Annotated in this window: 10 protein-coding genes; 1 reads left to right on the top strand and 9 read right to left on the bottom strand. The window is 41.0% G+C overall.

Features of this window, described 5'->3' with window-relative positions:
• The 9 genes from HMPREF1125_RS10995 to nrdI form a co-directional block, all read right to left on the bottom strand.
• Positions 1 to 4,251 (bottom strand): mucin-binding protein (locus HMPREF1125_RS10995; protein ID WP_000834570.1); only part of this gene is annotated, 4,251 nt, incomplete at its 3' end.
• A gap of 308 nt (positions 4,252 to 4,559) precedes the next feature.
• Positions 4,560 to 6,440 carry a beta-N-acetylhexosaminidase gene (locus HMPREF1125_RS11000; RefSeq protein ID WP_000251377.1) on the bottom strand — a complete coding sequence of 627 codons (1,881 nt, stop codon included), beginning with the start codon at positions 6,438 to 6,440 and terminating at the stop codon, positions 4,560 to 4,562.
• Positions 6,434 to 7,303 (bottom strand): ROK family protein, encoded by an 870-nt coding sequence (locus HMPREF1125_RS11005; protein WP_000150700.1) that lies wholly within the window; start codon positions 7,301 to 7,303, stop codon positions 6,434 to 6,436. The genes HMPREF1125_RS11000 and HMPREF1125_RS11005 overlap by 7 nt, the downstream gene beginning before the upstream one ends.
• 96 nt (positions 7,304 to 7,399) lie before the next feature.
• Positions 7,400 to 10,045, bottom strand: coding sequence for an alpha-mannosidase (locus HMPREF1125_RS11010; protein ID WP_000432723.1), 2,646 nt, complete (start codon positions 10,043 to 10,045; stop codon positions 7,400 to 7,402).
• A gap of 55 nt (positions 10,046 to 10,100) precedes the next feature.
• Complete coding sequence (locus HMPREF1125_RS11015) at positions 10,101 to 11,381, bottom strand: glycoside hydrolase family 125 protein (protein WP_000640501.1); 1,281 nt, start codon at positions 11,379 to 11,381, stop codon at positions 10,101 to 10,103.
• Between the two features lie 136 nt (positions 11,382 to 11,517).
• Complete coding sequence (gene nrdF / locus HMPREF1125_RS11020; RefSeq protein WP_000903202.1) at positions 11,518 to 12,468, bottom strand: class 1b ribonucleoside-diphosphate reductase subunit beta; 951 nt, start codon at positions 12,466 to 12,468, stop codon at positions 11,518 to 11,520.
• 11 nt (positions 12,469 to 12,479) lie between these two features.
• Positions 12,480 to 13,427, bottom strand: coding sequence for a ribonucleotide-diphosphate reductase subunit beta (locus HMPREF1125_RS11025; RefSeq protein ID WP_000037405.1), 948 nt, complete (start codon positions 13,425 to 13,427; stop codon positions 12,480 to 12,482).
• 9 nt (positions 13,428 to 13,436) lie between these two features.
• Positions 13,437 to 15,611 carry a class 1b ribonucleoside-diphosphate reductase subunit alpha gene (gene nrdE, locus HMPREF1125_RS11030; protein WP_001276943.1) on the bottom strand — a complete coding sequence of 725 codons (2,175 nt, stop codon included), beginning with the start codon at positions 15,609 to 15,611 and terminating at the stop codon, positions 13,437 to 13,439.
• Positions 15,598 to 16,071, bottom strand: coding sequence for a class Ib ribonucleoside-diphosphate reductase assembly flavoprotein NrdI (gene nrdI / locus HMPREF1125_RS11035; protein ID WP_001169622.1), 474 nt, complete (start codon positions 16,069 to 16,071; stop codon positions 15,598 to 15,600). Before nrdI ends, nrdE begins: the two co-directional genes overlap by 14 nt.
• 144 nt (positions 16,072 to 16,215) lie before the next feature.
• Between nrdI and HMPREF1125_RS11040 the strand changes: the two genes are divergently transcribed.
• Positions 16,216 to 16,878 carry a Crp/Fnr family transcriptional regulator gene (locus HMPREF1125_RS11040; RefSeq protein ID WP_000081829.1) on the top strand — a complete coding sequence of 221 codons (663 nt, stop codon included), beginning with the start codon at positions 16,216 to 16,218 and terminating at the stop codon, positions 16,876 to 16,878.
• Positions 16,879 to 16,893: the final 15 nt, after the last annotated feature.

Here is a 16,893-nt window from a genome sequence, read left to right on the forward strand (position 1 = left end):
ATACTTCGCTTCTGTACCATTTGGAAGAGGAGTGTCAGAGTTCCCACTTGTAAGCTCTTGCTTATCTTCCAAAGTGGTATTAGTTGTATCATCAATAACTGTATAAGTCACTTTTTGCTTATCTGCCTTGAATTTAACCGTAACCTTGATGTCAGCCTGATCAGCAGTTACGTTTTCTGCGTCAACTTTAGCCTTATCTGGTGTGTAGCCATCAACAGTTGGAGAAACTACCTCTGGGAAGGTGCCAGTAGATGGTGTCCAAGCCCCCGGTGTAACATCCTTCGTCACTTCATCTGTTTTCACTTCTCTAGTGAAAGTCAAACTAGCTTTCTTCTCTGGAGCTGCAGGTGTATTATCATCCTCGTAGACGTAGTTAATCGTTTGCGTTACAGTCTTGGTTTCTGTAGAAGTTGACACTTTGTGTTTCAAGCGAATCACCACGTTTTGGTCCACGCTGCTGTCAGTGTCAAATTGGGCTGGCAATTCATCCTTAGAAGCCACTTCGTAACCTTGTGTTAAGTAGCCTGCGACTACGGTGTCGTATTTCGTTTGTGCTGCAGCTGGAAGAGCAGCACCAGACTCGCCTGTTGTCAATTCAACTTGATTTTCCAGAGTCTGACCTGTTGTCTCATCTACAACTGTATAAGTAACTTTTTGCGTTTGGATTGTGTAATATACATCCTTAACAATATTCTCTTGAGTAACTGCTTCAGACGGCACCGTCTCGACATCCACGCTATAACCAGGAATCATTGGAGACGGAACAGCATCATAGTTTACTTTGTCGCTTGTCCAAGGTGTTGTTGAAACCTCTGTGCCTGTGATCTTATCTTTTGTTACGGTACGAGTCCAAATCGCTGTTTGCACCTTATCTGCTGGTGTTTGTCCGCCAGCACCATGGTAACGAACAGTCAAGTTTACAGACTTGCTTTCTTGGATATCAGTTGTACCATGCTTCAAGTGAACAACCACATTTTGATCGTGGCTACTGTCAAGGTCAAACTTAGCTGGAAGCTGGTCTTTCGAAACCAATTCATAACCTTGAGCTAGATAAGCATTCACCATTAAATCATATTTTTCTCGAGCACTGTCTGGAAGAGGAGTATCAGAGCCTCCGCTGGTAAGTACTTCCTTATCTTTCAGCGTTTTTTGGGCAGTGTCGTCAATGATGGTATAGGTTACTTTTTGCTTATCTGCTTTATAGGTAACCGTTTCTTCAATATCTGCGCTATCTCCCGTAATCTGTTCAACGGCTGCTACAGTTGCCTTATCTGGTGTATAACCATCAATCTTTGGAGAAACTACCTCTGGGAAGGTTCCGGTAGACAGGATCCAAGGACCCTTATAGACAATCTTATTAGTCACCAGATCCTTGGTGTTAATCCGATAGAACTTCAAAGTCTGAACCTTCGTATCCGCTGCCTGTGTGTTATCTTCATAAACATACTTGATGGTCTCTGTGACTGTCTTTGTTTCTAGAACTGCAGCTCCCTTATGACGTAGATGAACTTCAAAGGTTTGAAGAGTTTCATTGTAAGTCACACCGCTTGCTGGATAATTGTCTGAAACAAGTTCATAATTTTTATCGGTATATTTCTTAATAGTGGCAGCTGTTTGATAAGGGTCAGTCTGACCATAAAGTCCATTCAGATCCTTCGTTTCAAGCGTTTCACCTGTTGTGTCATCAATATAAGTTACCTTTGCACTAGCTGGATTAGCTTTGTAAACAACTGTCTTTTCGATATTGTAACTGTTAGCCGTAATATTGTCAACTGCTGGAACCTCTGCTAAGTCTGGAGTGTAACCTTTGATTGTTGGTGATGTTACGGCTGCAAAACTTGTTCCATTTTCCGCCGTCCAATCACCAGTTGTAATATTTGTAACAAGGTCAGTTGTTGCTGTTCTGGTGAATTTTAAGCTACTAGTGTGGTCTGGAGCTGCTGGTGCACCGCCCTCGTATGTATAATGGATAGTTTCCTTAACCGTCTTTTCTTCTGCTACTGAAGTCTTTTTGTGTTTCAAATGAACTTCAAAGGTTTGAAGATTTTCATTGTAAGTCACACCATTTGCTGGATAATTGTCTGAAACAAGTTCATAATTTTGATCGGTATACGTCTTAATGGTTTCAGCTGTTCGATAAGGATCAGTCTGCCCATAAAAACCATTCAAATCCTTCGTTTCAAGAACTTTTCCTCCATTAGTATCATCGTCAATATACGTAACTTTGGCACTAGATTTTTTAGCTGAATAGACATAATAAAATTCTTGGTCGTTGCTAGTGAATGGAATTTGTTTAGTAGTCTTTAACTGTGTACCATACGACGCGATTGCCGTATCAGCTGTTACAAGTGTATAGCCTGTAATTGTTTTTGGGCTAGCGTTATAATCAGGGGTTGGAGTGGCAGTTCCTCCTGCTGGATAACCATATTTATAGTCCTGAGTTTCAATTTCCTTGCCGTTTGTATCGACATAGTGTATTGTAATCTTCTTCTGACCTTCAGCACGCGCAACGGATGGGGTTGTTGTGGCAGAAATCGTTTCTTCTTTAAGCTTAGTTACATTACCATTGTCATCAACGTTATAACTATAACTTCTTGACTCATTCGTTATAGTATTCTTAATTGAGGAATCTGCAAAAGTAATTCGTGTTGAATGCCCAGTTCCTTGAATGACACTAGCATCCTTTAAAATAGCACTAACTTTTTTATTGACTTCTTCTGTTCTGTTGATTTCCTGATATTGATCGCCCATTTGAGCATAGTCGTCAGTTGGCCAAATATCATGATAGGTAGTAGCACCATTTCCTGTCATTTTTCCTAAATTAATAGCAACTGTGTAGGTCCCATCTCCATTATCAATAACAACCGAAGAGTTTTTACCCGCTTGTTTTAATGCCTTAATAATCTCTTCATCAGTTGAATTTGCTGGCAGTTCAACTAATTTGTTATCTGGGTCTGAATTGATGCTAATAGAAGTTGAAGTATCTCCTTTAACAAGATATTTTCCATCCTCACTAATTGCTAAAGTAGAAGTATATCTTTTAAGGTCTGGTTTGATACTAACAATTTTTGACCCATTACCTGGTTTTATACGATGGACAGAAATGATATCACCATTTGGAATTCCTGTTTGTCCAGGGTTGGTACCATCGCTTGACAATAAATTATTATAATAATTTGCATCTCCAGTTGAAGTGCCTATTTTTATTGAATTCGCTCTATCGCTACTTGCGCTATTATAAACAGCAAAAGGGGCCTGTGCTTTCTCAAATGTCCTTGGTTTTGGTTTAAAAGTAAATTTATTGCCATTTATTTCTAAAATAATATTTTCATAACTTGATTTTGCTGTAAATTTCCCAATAGTCGCTGCCTTTTGAGTAACCGATACCGTCTTTTCAGTATTTTGAGGCATATCTTGGAAGCTTTGGTCTAATGTAATTTCATAGGCCAAATTATTGGGATCTGAATGCACAAATTTAATTGTTCCAACACCCTCGATACGCTCTGCTGTTCCAGAACCAAGATTTGCATAGTAAGCACCGTAGGCATTATTTCCCAATTTGACTGGAATACGGAGAACATCACCTTTTTTCAGCGTCCCATCTTGTATGATTTTAAAGTCCATTTGAACCTTGTCAAAGGGAACTTCTTGAGCAGGCAAAGGTTTTGTATCACCTGAACGCATAACAGTTCCATCTTTAGTCGTAACCGTTACTGAAAAATTCGAGATTTGAGTTGGGTTTTGTTGCAAACTTCTGCGCGTACGTACCGGAGCAGTCGAACGAGGAGTAGCTGTTGTTTGCCCATCAGCAGACTTTTCAACTGGCTTAGACTCAACAGGTGCTGGATTTTCTTTTGCGACTGCCGTCGAGTTTGAAGGCGCTACGGATTTTTTGTCTGCTCCTTCCACTTCAGGGGCAGTTTTTGAAACTGACACTTTCTTTTCTGCTTGTTCAACAGTTGGTGCTGGACTAGCAGCTTTTTCTGTTTCCTTAACTTCTGTGGTTGAAGCTACTTTCTCTGGCTCCACAACTGCTGGCTGAGAATTATTTTTTTCTGATTTTACATTGGTTATCGAGCTAGTCTCTACTAGACTGCTCAGATTGTTGTTTTCATCTGCTTGTACAGTTGGTGTGCCAAGCGCTACTCCATATATCGCCAAGCTAGCGATTGCAATCGAAACAAGTCCAACATTTTTCTTTCGTAGAGAAAATTTTTCATGTCTTCCCTTGTAAATTTTAAAACTTTTCACTTTCTATATTCCTTTCTAAGTTTGACATATGACTATTTTATTAGAAATGGACTTTTACAACCTCTACGCATAGAAAACCTCTATTTTACATTATACATTTTGACTTCTGATAATTCAACTGATACAGTTAAAATCTACCACCTAATTTAATAAAATTCTTGATTCATATAGCTTTTAAGCACATGTATTGCTGAATATGTTATTCTATCAAATATCCCCCACTTCCTATATTTTATCTATTTTTAAATATTATATTTAAGCAAAAACATCTTCTTTTTATAAAGAAGATGTTTGTCAATATTCTACTCCTAAGTCGTATAAATCGTCGAAGCGGTCGCAATGGTGTGCCACTGGTTGGCTGTTGTGGCTGCAAAGTCTTTGTCTCCATAAAAATCGTTGAATGGTAGGATTTCGACTTCTAATTCTTCGATACGGTCAAGCTGACCTGCTAAATAAGCCTCGATGCGACTTTCTGCTCGCTTAATCCTTTGTAAGAGTCCGCCCATACGGATATCGACCGTATCCAAGCCAAAGACCTTATTTTCTTTCAGCCATTGGTGGCTAAAGAGTTTGTGGAAGGTTTCTATCTCACTTCTGAGTTTTGGCAATTCTTGTCTTGCAATTTCTTGTAGACTTTCCTTATCGTTTACTTGGTAGGCCTGACGGATGCGTCGTCCCACATCCACTTTACTGCTTAAAATCTGGTTCAACTGAGCCTGAGTTTCAAAGAGATAGGCGTAGAGGCCTGCTTTATCTTTGATAGAAGCAAGAGTTTCAGCCGCTTGAGCAAAGTGAGGTTTGTCCTGTTCAGGTGTCATGTGTCGGTCAAGAATAGGGCAGAGAACATCCTGATAAAAGACGTAGCGGTTGGGATTGATACCACTGAGATTGCCTGGTAGATCTGGCAAGAGATTGGCTAGGTCAATCTGCATAAAGTCTTCAACCGAAAGACCTGTATTGGTCTTGAAGTGAGCAGACAGACGGTCTAGGTCATTACGGTAGCTGAGTTCTGCCCAGATTTGCAAACTTGGCAGGATAGAAAACTGGGCAGTTTCCCCACCATTGTCCCCCCAACCAGTTACGATGACTTCTTTGATCTGATTAGCACGACAGGCTTTATTGGCCTCGATAGCCACTAGACGGCTGAAATGGTTGTGTGGGGTAAAACCAATCCACTTCCAAGCACCACCTGCAAAGGCGATATCTTGGCTAATCTTGTGGTGATTGCGGAAATTACGGTTGTACTTTTCTTCGCTATCCTGGTAATAATCCCAGTAAACCAAGGTTACACGGTCTTTTAGACGATCTAGGTAGACACGAGTTTCCTCAGGAATTTCCACATCGCGGTCGTACTGGCCATCTGCTGACATGAGTTTGAAGAACATATCGCTCCACATTTGGCAGTGGAAACCATACTTATCAGCAATATCCAGCACGCGCTCCAAGTGTTGGCACATAAGGAGACTACGGTCCACAACACCGTTCAAGATGAGGTAGCGTCCCAAGCCAACCAAGTGGGCTTCGTCCATCCCGATATTGACCTTGCGAGTCTGCAGTTTAGACAGAGTGGCAAACATCCCATCAATCAAATCATAAACCTTTTCTTCGCCGATAAGGAGAATATCCTCCACGTCACGAAGTTCCTGCACTTCTTTAACACCCCATTTGACAAAGGCCGACAAGTGGGCCAAGGTCTGGATACAAGGCACAAAGGTCATATCAAACTGCTGGGCATGGGCTTCGATTTCCTGCAACTCCTCTGCTGAATAGGCTCCACGGAAGTAACCAAAGTATGGTTGCCCCTCAATCTGATAAGTATCTTCCATGTAAAGCTCAAAGGTTGAGTAGCCCATGAGAGCCAAGACCTCAATCATCTGCTTGGCAGAAGCGACATTTAGCACTGCATTTCGCGAACAGTCTGCCATGTAAGCCAAATCTTCATAAGCAGCTTGTTCTTCAAGGTCTACCTTATCACCTTCTGCTAGATCTGTTGCTAACAAAGACAAGGCGCGGTAAAGTTGGTGAGGTTTGCGATAAGTCAGTAGATAGTGGCCTCCCTCACCCTTGATAGAGATAGAGGCTTGGTCAGACTGAGCGACTGCTACCTCTACATCTGCTAGCGAAATATGCTTTTTAAGCAACTCTAATGCTTGCTCTTGTTTGGGACTAAGTCCTGTAAATCTTACCACTGATTTTCCTCCTGTAGCCAGTTGACAAGGGCACCATAGAGATTGGCATCTGCATGATAGGTGCAAGCTTGGATAACTGGTGCGACCGTGTATTCTTCGTAGGTTTCGACAAATGCATCAACAGCTTTTTTGACGCCTTGGATGAAGTCTTGGTTTTGGCTGATAGAGCCTCCCAGGCTAATGACGTCTGGGTCGATGAGATACTGAATATTGAGCAAACCTTGCGACAGATTACGGTTCATACGCTCAATGGCTTCTTGGCAAAGGGCATTGCCAGCTCCAGCTTCTTGGTAAACCTTGCGGCCGTCCCAGTCAGTCTGACCAGATTTTTCAATTACGTATCGAACCATGTTCCCTGTAGATGCTAGTTGCGACCAGTTGTTGAGCTTTTCAGCTGGTTCAATGGTTGTCATATAGCCAAACTCACCACCTAAGCCGTGGCGACCACGGTGAAGTTTGCCATTGATAATCATAGCTCCGCCGATTCCAGTCCCAATCACGACACAGGCTGCATTTTCAAGCTCTGGATGTGCTAGCAGTTCACTAAGTCCAACACAGTTGGCATCATTTTCTAGATGGATAGGCAGCTGATGATGAGCAAGAGCCTCATACCAAGAAAAGTCATGGATGTAGGGTACCGCACTGATTCCCTCAATCACACCTGTTTCTTGATTGACCGCGCCTGGAACGCTCATGGCAATGCCGTTATAATCTCTCTCTGCCAAGCATTTATCTATCCAAGTCAGTAAATCTTCCAAGCTTTCTGGTGTTGGGATACTTGTCTTATCTAGTATTTTTCCATCAGGAGTCAGACTGGCAAACTTAATCCCAGTCCCTCCGATATCAATGGTTGCAATGGTCATATTTTCACCAAAAAAGGGGCGAATCAGTAGTCAATCCTTACTCTTTCGCCCCTCCTTTCTATCTCATAGCATTAGTTATAAAACACTTTAAAACTGTTAGATTTCTTCTTTTTTAATCAATTCTGTACGAATTTCTTGTGGCGCTAAGAGTCCTGAATGAACTGGATATGGTCGCTCAAGTAAGTCCAAAATGGTTTGTTGGTGTTCTGATATACGCACATTTTCTTGACTCATATTGTAGTAACGAAGTACATATCCTTCTTCATTTTCCGCCACTTTAAAGGCTGTTGGGCAAACTTGTGGTAAGTTGAGTGCCGCATGACTCAAGAGGCTACCAGTCGCTGTAACACTTCCTTCTTGTTTAGCAACCTGAAGACTAGTGAATGGCGTTTGGAAGGCTTTGGCACGACGGAAGGCTGAGAAGCGTTCTTGTGCTTGGTGGCATTCAAGAGCATATTCAACTTCAAACTCACGCAAGCACTGAGCCTCTGGTGTCGGGAAGTAACCCCAGTCACCTAGCTCACCTGAGGCACGAAGAATGGTCACAGCAATGGTATCGTCTCCAAGGATTTCATACTCGTGCAATCCTTTATTGGCCACTGTCACTCCTTTTTCATCATCATAAAGGCTGACAAAGGCTTGTTGGTGTTGTGGATTTTCAGGATTTTCCCAAGAAGCAGCTGGTTTGTTTGGTCGTGTCACCACCTCATAGATGCTTTCAGAGTCATTGCTTGGACGCGTGTTATGAGTCTTAACCAAGAGACGGATACGGTGGTCCTTGGCTGTGTTAGTAAAGCGAGTCTTGAAGCGGATTTGTGGATTGTCAACAAAGACGGTCATCTCTGTTTCCAGAGGAAGGGTTGTCAATTCTTCTGAGCGCCCAGCTTCACGCGTCATAAACTCGATGATGCCTCTTTGTTCCGCATCCAGTTTTTCATCTGCACTTACTGGAATTGTCAATTCATGCTTGAGCAAGATTTTAGCAAAACGAGCTGTATTTTCCAAGACCTCATAGCCTTTCAGCTCAGCGTAGATAGGCTCTGTTCCTTTTGGTTGGAAATAGATGTACTCATTTCCAATGTCACCACGGTCTTCAAAGCGAACAACATCTTCATAAGCTTCATGAGTTGTCTTGTCGTAGACTGTGATATTTTCATCCACACTGACCGTTACAAATGGCGTATCAATCACTCCATTTTGGTAAATACCGTCACGGTGTTCCTGTTCTCCTTCGAGCAATTGGAAGGTTGTCCAAGAAAGTGGTGCCAGATGAACAGGCACTGTCACGCGCACTTGTCGAGCGATACGAGCCTGACGGAACTTGTCTTTTGGCAAATCATACTCAAAGTTAGCTCCCAAATCTTCGATTTTCGCTTCTACAGCATGCCCCTCCAAGTCTTCGACACGGTAGCTTGGCAAGGTCAAAGCTGCCATCTTCTTATAGCCTTCTGTTGGGTGCAATTCTTTGAAATCACAAGTCGCCACATCAATCACGGTGCTGACCGTATCAACCTTGTCATGCAAACCTGTGTTAATGACAGTAAAGAGATGGTCGCTTTGCGCTTCGTGGGTTGCAATTTTACCCTTCCACTCATTGAGAAGATTGGTCTTAACGAAGTTTCCAACTTGGTTGACCTTGGCAAAACGTGTTTCCATCTCACGGTGAACCTCGTCCACACTACAGCCACAGATACTGTCATGTGGCGCATTTTGTAGAAGGACTTTCCAAGCATAGGTCAACTGGTCCTTATGGTTGTGCCCACCAGTGATGACAGTCAATGGCTCCACCACTTGTTCTAGGAGGTTGCTATTTTCTTGGAAGGCTTGTTTAAGGTAAATGCGTGATGAAGAAGTGTTGGCAAGTGTGTACCAGCCATCTGTTTCCTGACTTGTCAACTCACCTGTAACCGTTGATAACTGCTCTGGCAAAGCACTTTCTACTGCATGGACATAGTCATCAAAGGAACTATGCACAAAGGTTACATCTGGGAAGAGTTCATTGGCCACACGAATAGCTTCGCTCAGATTTCGCTGTACAGGCTGGTGATCACAGCCGTTCATCATCAACCATTGGTTGGTTGAAGCGTAGTCACGCACGTCTGACAGTTTTTGTTTCCAAAAGGCCAGGGCTTCATCCTTATCAACTGGGATTTCATTCCCATTACTATACCAGTTGGCAAAGAGGATACCGAGGACACGACTTCCGTCTGCACCCTGCCAGTACATTTCTGAAAACTGAGACGTGAACTGCTCATCTTCGAGGACTTGGTTGTCAAATCCAATCGGCTTCACACCACGTCCAAAGGCTGCCACGTGAATACCTGATTTTTGAAGGATTTGAGGCGCTTGTCCCATATTCCCAAAGGTATCTGGGAAGTAACCAATCTGGGTTGATTTGCCCCATTTTGCACATTCTGCTTGACCAATCAAGGTATTACGGACGTTGGCTTCGCTAGAAATCAAGTAATCATCCTGCAAGATGTAAAAGGGACCAATTTTGAGTTTGCCTTGGTCGATGTAACCTTGGACTTTATCGCGATTTTCAGGGCGAATTTCCAAGTAGTCATCAAGGACAATAGTTTGTCCATCCAAGTGGAAACTCTTGAACTCAGGGTCATTTTCAAAGAGATCAAAAAGATTGTCAAACAACTCCACCAACTGCATCCGGTGGCTTTCAAAAGGCAAGTACCACTCACGGTCCCAGTGACTGTGTGAGATAATATGAACTACAACATTTTCCATGAAGTAAAACCTCATTCTAACTTAAATTTTTATTTCTATCTAACTAAAGAACTGATTAGCTAATATCTAGATAATCCAAGACCAACTCACAGAACATCATATTGGCCCAGGAGAACCATTCACGAGAGTAGAGAGTTGGGTCGTCCACGTGGAAGCTTTCGTGCATAACACCTGTGCCTCCATCGCAAGCAACCAGCTGATCCAGCAAGAATTTCTTCTCTGCCTTATCATTTGTTGTCAAGCCTTGGATAGAAAGGGCAATCGGCCAGATATAGCGATAGAAGGTATGAGAACTTCCGAGACCGCTAGCGTATTCTCCTTGGTAGAAATATGGATTTTCAAGGCTCAGAATGGTACGGCGTGTGGCTTGATACACTTCGTCTTCAATATCGCAATAGCCCAGATAAGGCGCCGCCAACAAACTTGGTACATTTGGATCATCCATGATGCTAGCATTTCCTAGACCATCCACTTCAAAGGCGTAAATCTTTTCGCCCTTACTATTGGTGGTGTAGGCATAATTTTCGATGCCTTCTTGAATCTCTGCTTGGAGACGCTTAGCGTATGCAATAATACTCTCGCTATCATCTAGATTCAATTCTGCAAAGATTTCTTGCACATACCCCAAGACAACTACGGCAAACATATTGGACGGAATCAAATAGCTATACTGGGAGCAGTCATCACTCGGACGAAAAGCTGACCAGGTCATACCAGTCACTGCAAAGTCAGGTCCAAAGCCATCATTTACCAGAGTATCTTCCTTGCGGTCCGTATCACGGACAAAACGATAAGGAGAGTTCTTGTGGTCTTGTTCCACTGTCCACAGATGAAGAATTTCCTTGGTCGCTGCGACAAAAGTCTCATCAAACTGACTGGTCTCGCCAGTCTCTTTCCAAAGGAGATAAGCCAGTTGCAAAGGATAGCAAAGCGAGTCCACCTCGTACTTTCGTTCCCAAATCCAGCCATTAAGCTCTGTGTGATCAGTCTCATGGTGCCCCTTCCAGTTCTCCTCAATGTTAAAGGAATTGGCATAAGGATCCTTGAGAATCAAGGTCATCTGACGCTTAACCAAACCTGCAATAGTCTGACGCAGGAGGGCATCTCTTTTAGCCACATGCAAGTAGGGTCTGAGTTGGGCTGTCGAATCCCGAAGCCACATGGCAGGAATATCCCCAGTCAAGACAAAAGTTGAACCATCTTCTAAAATCTCGACCGTGTTGTCCAAGGTGTCTGTATAGCAACGCTCAAAGACATCCACCCACTCCGGATGGTCCTTGGCACGCTCTGCTACTTCATCCAGCCATTCTCTAACAATTTCTTTCGAATAAATCATAGTATTTTTTCCTCTTTCAAACAAGTTTCATGTTCAGTATAAAAAAAAACGCCTCCAAAAGATATACACAAACTAAAGGCGTTTTGAAACAAACTTATGAAAAAATTAAGTAGAGATTCCTATTGTTTCGTTTATTCTAAAAATCATAGTCATCATCTAGCATTGCTTCTGCATTTCCCATTAGATACCCCGCACCCACTTGAGAAAAGAAATCGTGATTAGCAGTTTCAATCGAAATACCATTCATGACAATTGGATTCACATCAGACGCTGTGATATTCGAAAAATAACTTTGAAAACCCATATTTTGTAGCGCTTTATTGGCATTGTATTTAACAAATACCTTTATTTCTTCTGCCAAACCAATAGGTGCATAGACTTCATCTGTATATGCAAACTCATTTTCTAAAAGATCATCTAAAAAACGATACATCCAAGTTGTGAACTCATATTGTTCTGCCTCTGAGAGCTCATCAAAAGTTAAGCGAAACTTATATCCCAGATAAGTCCCATGTACAGATTCGTCCCTAATTACTAATTTGATTAACTCTGCTAGATTAGCCAGTTTATTTTGTCCACGATACCAAAGCGGTATGAAAAAGTTGCTATAGTATAGGATTCCTTCTAAAAACACACTCGCAACCATCACCTGTAGAGGGGTTCCATGCTGATACATCTCATTTATCTTTTGGGCCTTATACTGCATTTTAGGATCCTGATTCATCCAATCATATATTTTCTCAATTTCCTTAAAAGTATTTAACGAAATCAATATGGTACCGTATGTCTTAGCATGAATAGATTCCATAAATGTAAAATCACTCAGAACCGCTCTCTCCTTGCGAGTTCGAACATGCTGTTTAATAGAATACAACCCCTCTTCAGATTGAAGCGTATCAAGCAAAGCCAAGCCCCCTACCGCTTTCTTGACAACCTCTTTTTCCGGATCTGATAATTGCTTCCAATCAAGCAAATCATTTGATACTGGAACACGAGTATCAATCCAAAATTGTGCCGTGGCTTTATCCCAAACATAGTCGTCTAACTCGTCCTCAACTTCTTTCCAATTCAATGTCCGATGTAACATGTAAATCCTCCTCAAAAATTATAATCATCATCACGCGATTCTTCTATCCTATGGATAGACATCTTCCCGAGAAGCTCGTGCTTTCTCAATCTGTTCAACACTCGATCAAGTGTGGAGGGAATCTCTCTATCAACTGGGTATCTCTCTTCAACCCCGATACTCTCTAACAAACGATTGGCTTCTCTTTGTACAAGGCTCCGCGCCAATTTTTGAATGTCAGCATCTACATAAAGTTCACAAATAATCTTCCCCTCTGTTTCTAAGATTCTATCAATCATTTCAATAGCCCAGGTTTGAAATGAGATTTGGTCAGCTCTATCCATTCTTGCCAAAAGAAGATTGACTTTATGTATCAGATAGTCACAATGCAATGACTCATTCAAGAGAATCATTTTCACCATTTCGCCAAGATTAGTAAAGCCCTTTTGAATCCTCAATTTCATCAAAAAAGCAAGTTGACTATAAGTCATAATTCCTTCCACACAAGTAGCCATAAAGCGCTTCTGAATCGCATTTTTACTATGATATACCGTATCGACTCTTTCTAGTCGCTCCACTACCAATTTATGCTGATCTACCCACTCAAATAAGGATGCCACCTCCTGCTCGTCCTCATTAAAGGAGTATAAAATAGTATTATAGGCCTTGGTATTTACCATTTCAGTGAACTGTAGATTGTTTACAATAGCAACCTCCTGTTGCGAGCGTTCACTATGCCGTATAAACTCCTCCGCCTCTAACGACTGATAAGTTGATAAATTTGCAAGAAAGATCAGCGAGCGATTTAATTCCTGCTTCTCCTCTGCCGACAAACGATTAAAAGCAGGTTTGTCATTTTCAATTGGAATTCGATTGTCTAGCCAAAATAACGATGTCGCTCTCTCCCACGTAGCGTTATCTAATTCATCCTCAATCTCATTCCAGTTGATTGCTTTGTAATATAGAAATTTTTTTGACATCTTCTCTCCTTAAATCATACAAGATTCACAGCTATTTACACTGTTAAATTCGTCATCCTCTGTATAGGTTCTGACATAATAAAGTGATTTTATCCCTTTTCGCCATGCGTAATTCCGAAGGCGATTCAAGTCACGTGTCGTTAGCATTGTATTTCCCTTAGTTTTCCATTCATACAGTCCTTCAGGTAATTGAGAACGCATAAAGAGAGTCAAACTCATTCCCTGATCAATATGTTTTTGTGCGACTGCATATACATCAATAATTTTACGCTGATCCATGTTATAAGCAGTCTCATAAAATGGTAAGGTATCATTGGACAGATACGGAGCAGGATAAAAGATCGATCCCACCTTCTTTTCCTGCCGATTTTCTACCAGCTGAGTAATCGGGTGAAGAGAAGCACTCGTTTCGTTGATATAAGAAATAGAACCATTAGGCGCCACTGCTAAACGATTTCGATGGTAGAGGCCATCTTTCATGACCTTCTCCCTTAGTACCTTCCAATCTTCTTTCGTTGGAATAGGAATATCCTTAAAAATGGCTGCTATCTTAGGAAATCTAAATACAAAATCCTGCTCTACATATGGTGAAAAGTAACTTCCATCGGCATAGCGTGAATCCGCAAATTCATAAAATGTCTCATGCCGCTCTCTTGCGATTCTATTGCTGGATACTAAAGAATAATAATTCAATGCCAAGAAGTAAGCTTCTGTAAATTCTAGAGATTCTTTTGAACCATACTTGATTTGGTGCAAAGCAAAAGCTGTGTGTAAACCCATCGCTCCGAGTCCTATCGTATGGTAGAGACGATTTCCCTTATTTACTGTAGGCACCTCTTCAACAGACTCTAGATCCGTAACAGTCGTTAAGGCACGAACCATTGCATCAACAGAGGCAGCGAAATCTTCAGATTTTAGTAAATTAACAATATTAGTTGATCCAAGGTTACAACTAATATCCGTTCCCACCTCATGATAGGACAAATCATCATTCAATACGGATGGAGTCTGTGGTTGCAAAATCTCCGAACAAAGATTACTCATAATGATTTTCCCCTTGACGGGATTCGCACGATTAGCGACATCGATATTTAAAATATAAGGATAGCCAGACTCTTGTTGCAAGCGGGAAATTTCCTGTTCCAATTCTCTCGCTTGAATAACTGTCTTTTCAATAGCTGGATTTGCAACCAATCGGTCGTATTCAGCCGTGATATCTACGTACGAAAAAGGTTTCCCATAGACTTTTTCAACATGATAAGGATTAAACAGATACATGGGTTGATTTGTTTTAATCAGCTCGTAATACTTATCCGGAACGACCAACCCCAGGGAGAGGGTTTTAACACGAATTTTTTCATCTGCATTTTCCTTCTTTGTCGATAAAAAGGCAAGAATATCCTGATGAAAAACGTTTAAGTAAACGACCCCTGCCCCATTTCTCTGTCCTAGTTGATTGCTATAGCTAAAAGAGTCTTCTAGTAGTTTCATTACAGGAAGCACTCCCGAAGAAGCATGTTCAATTCCTTTTATAGGAGAACCACTCGCACGTAGGTTCGATAAATTCACTCCAACCCCACCACCAAGTCTAGAAAGTTGCAAAGCAGAGTTGACCCCACGTCCGATAGATAACATAGAGTCATCGAGATCTATTAGAAAACAAGAAACCATCTCACCACGCCGTTTTTTCCCTGCATTTAAGAATGTGGGGGTCGCTGGTTGGTACCGTTGGGTGATCATTTCCTCTGCAATTTTTGTCGCTAAGTTCTGATCGCCATTTCCTAGATAGAGGGCATTAAGGAACACCCGATCCTCGAACGATTCCAAATAGGTCTTGGAATCATCAGTCTTTAGTGCATATTGATTATAAAATTTATAAGCTCCCATAAAACTCTTAAAGGCAAAACCATGTTCCTTGATCTTTTGATATAAATCCTCTAAAAAATTACTATCAATCTCACCAGACTCCCCACGATACAAGCTCACAACCTCTTCATCCACATAATTCTCTCGAATTAAATACTGGAGACGTTCTTTCAAACTTGAAAAATGCATCGTATGAGGTTCAATTTCATTCTTTAAATAGTCTGTTAAGGCCTCTCTATCATAGTAAAGAGGAATTTCACCATCAATTGGAATGTTCACCATATTGTTCAAAACAAAATAATTCTTAGTAGCTGACATCTATTTTTTCCTCCACTTTCTCAAAACTAGCTAAAATATGTTTGGAGATCCTCTCTACATCTTCATCTGTCCCACGTAATTCAAAAACATCTATAACAGGAAAGCCAAACTGCTCTGCATATTGAAAAGCCGTTAGACAGAATTGCTTATTGAAATTTCGATTACCACTTCCTATAATTCCTAAGCAATAACGAAAATTTCCTTGATACTCCAAAAATTTTCGAAGGTTTCCCGTTAGAATTTCTTGGAATCCAGTATCAATTCCATTTCCCCCCTCTAGATAAGTTGGTAAAAAACTGACAAAGGGACCATCTACCGTAATCGCTTTCCCCTTTAAATCTTTTATATTCAAAGACTCAACTTCTCTATGATGCGTCGTCTTTATATATTGACTGACCCGTTGTACAAAAGAACTTGTATTCCCACTTAAACTAATATAATAAAATCTAATTTTTTGCATGACTCCTCCTTTTTTGGTACAATATATTGTGTTTTTTAAATACACGTACGCTATATATTGTGTTTTTTATTTTACTGCATCTAAATGATAAAAAAATTGATATTCGTCAAGTTTCTATAAATTTATTCAAAATTAGGAGTTCCTATGTCCCAACCATGCTTTTATACAGTCCCTCTTTTTAGCACACTATCATATGATGAACTTCAGGGCATTCATAGTCTGTTTCACCATAAGAAATTTAAAAAGGGCGAGTTGATTTTCTCACCCTTTGACGAAGAAACTTTAATCATTGTTAATAGAGGACAATTTAAGGTCTATCGTCTGACTAATGATGGAATCGAACAATGTATCCGTATCGTTGGAAAAGGAAATTACGAAGGAGAAAACTATCTCTTTGGAGAGAATAATCAGGATCTCTACGGGGAAGCCTTGGTCTCTACAGAAATCTGTGTCATTCATAAAAAGGATTTTCAATACCTTCTCCAGAGCTTTCCACATTTTAGTTGGCAACTTCTACGTCTTAATGCCAGAAAAGCAATCCAGACGGAAGAACAAGTCACCTTATTGGCCCTTGAAAAAATAGAACAACGCCTAGCTTGCTATCTTATTCATCTTACCGAAAAAAGTAACAATCCTAAACTCACCTTCACTTTGCCAATTTCAGAAAAGGAACTTGCTAGTTACCTTGGAACGAGGCCCGAAACTATTTCGCGAAAATTTAAGATTTTTGAAGAACATCACTATATTCGAAAAGTTCGTCGTACCATTCATATCATAGATGATCAAGCTTTAAGAAATTTATATTGATCTGAAGCTTTTTTG

The sequence above is a fragment of the Streptococcus oralis SK304 genome, assembly GCF_000287715.1.
In the GTDB taxonomy this organism is placed as follows: Bacteria; Bacillota; Bacilli; order Lactobacillales; family Streptococcaceae; genus Streptococcus; species Streptococcus oralis_Y.

Coding starts and splice junctions, on each gene's coding strand:
- HMPREF1125_RS11005 (WP_000150700.1), bottom strand. CDS start 7,303: ATGACCATTGCAACCATTGATATCGGAGGGACTGGGATTAAGTTTGCC.
- HMPREF1125_RS11010 (WP_000432723.1), bottom strand. CDS start 10,045: ATGGAAAATGTTGTAGTTCATATTATCTCACACAGTCACTGGGACCGT.
- HMPREF1125_RS11015 (WP_000640501.1), bottom strand. CDS start 11,381: ATGATTTATTCGAAAGAAATTGTTAGAGAATGGCTGGATGAAGTAGCA.
- nrdF (WP_000903202.1), bottom strand. CDS start 12,468: ATGTTACATCGGACATTGAATTGGAAAGAAGTTGAGGACGAGTTAGAC.
- HMPREF1125_RS11025 (WP_000037405.1), bottom strand. CDS start 13,427: ATGTCAAAAAAATTTCTATATTACAAAGCAATCAACTGGAATGAGATT.
- nrdE (WP_001276943.1), bottom strand. CDS start 15,611: ATGTCAGCTACTAAGAATTATTTTGTTTTGAACAATATGGTGAACATT.
- nrdI (WP_001169622.1), bottom strand. CDS start 16,071: ATGCAAAAAATTAGATTTTATTATATTAGTTTAAGTGGGAATACAAGT.
- HMPREF1125_RS11040 (WP_000081829.1), top strand. CDS start 16,216: ATGTCCCAACCATGCTTTTATACAGTCCCTCTTTTTAGCACACTATCA.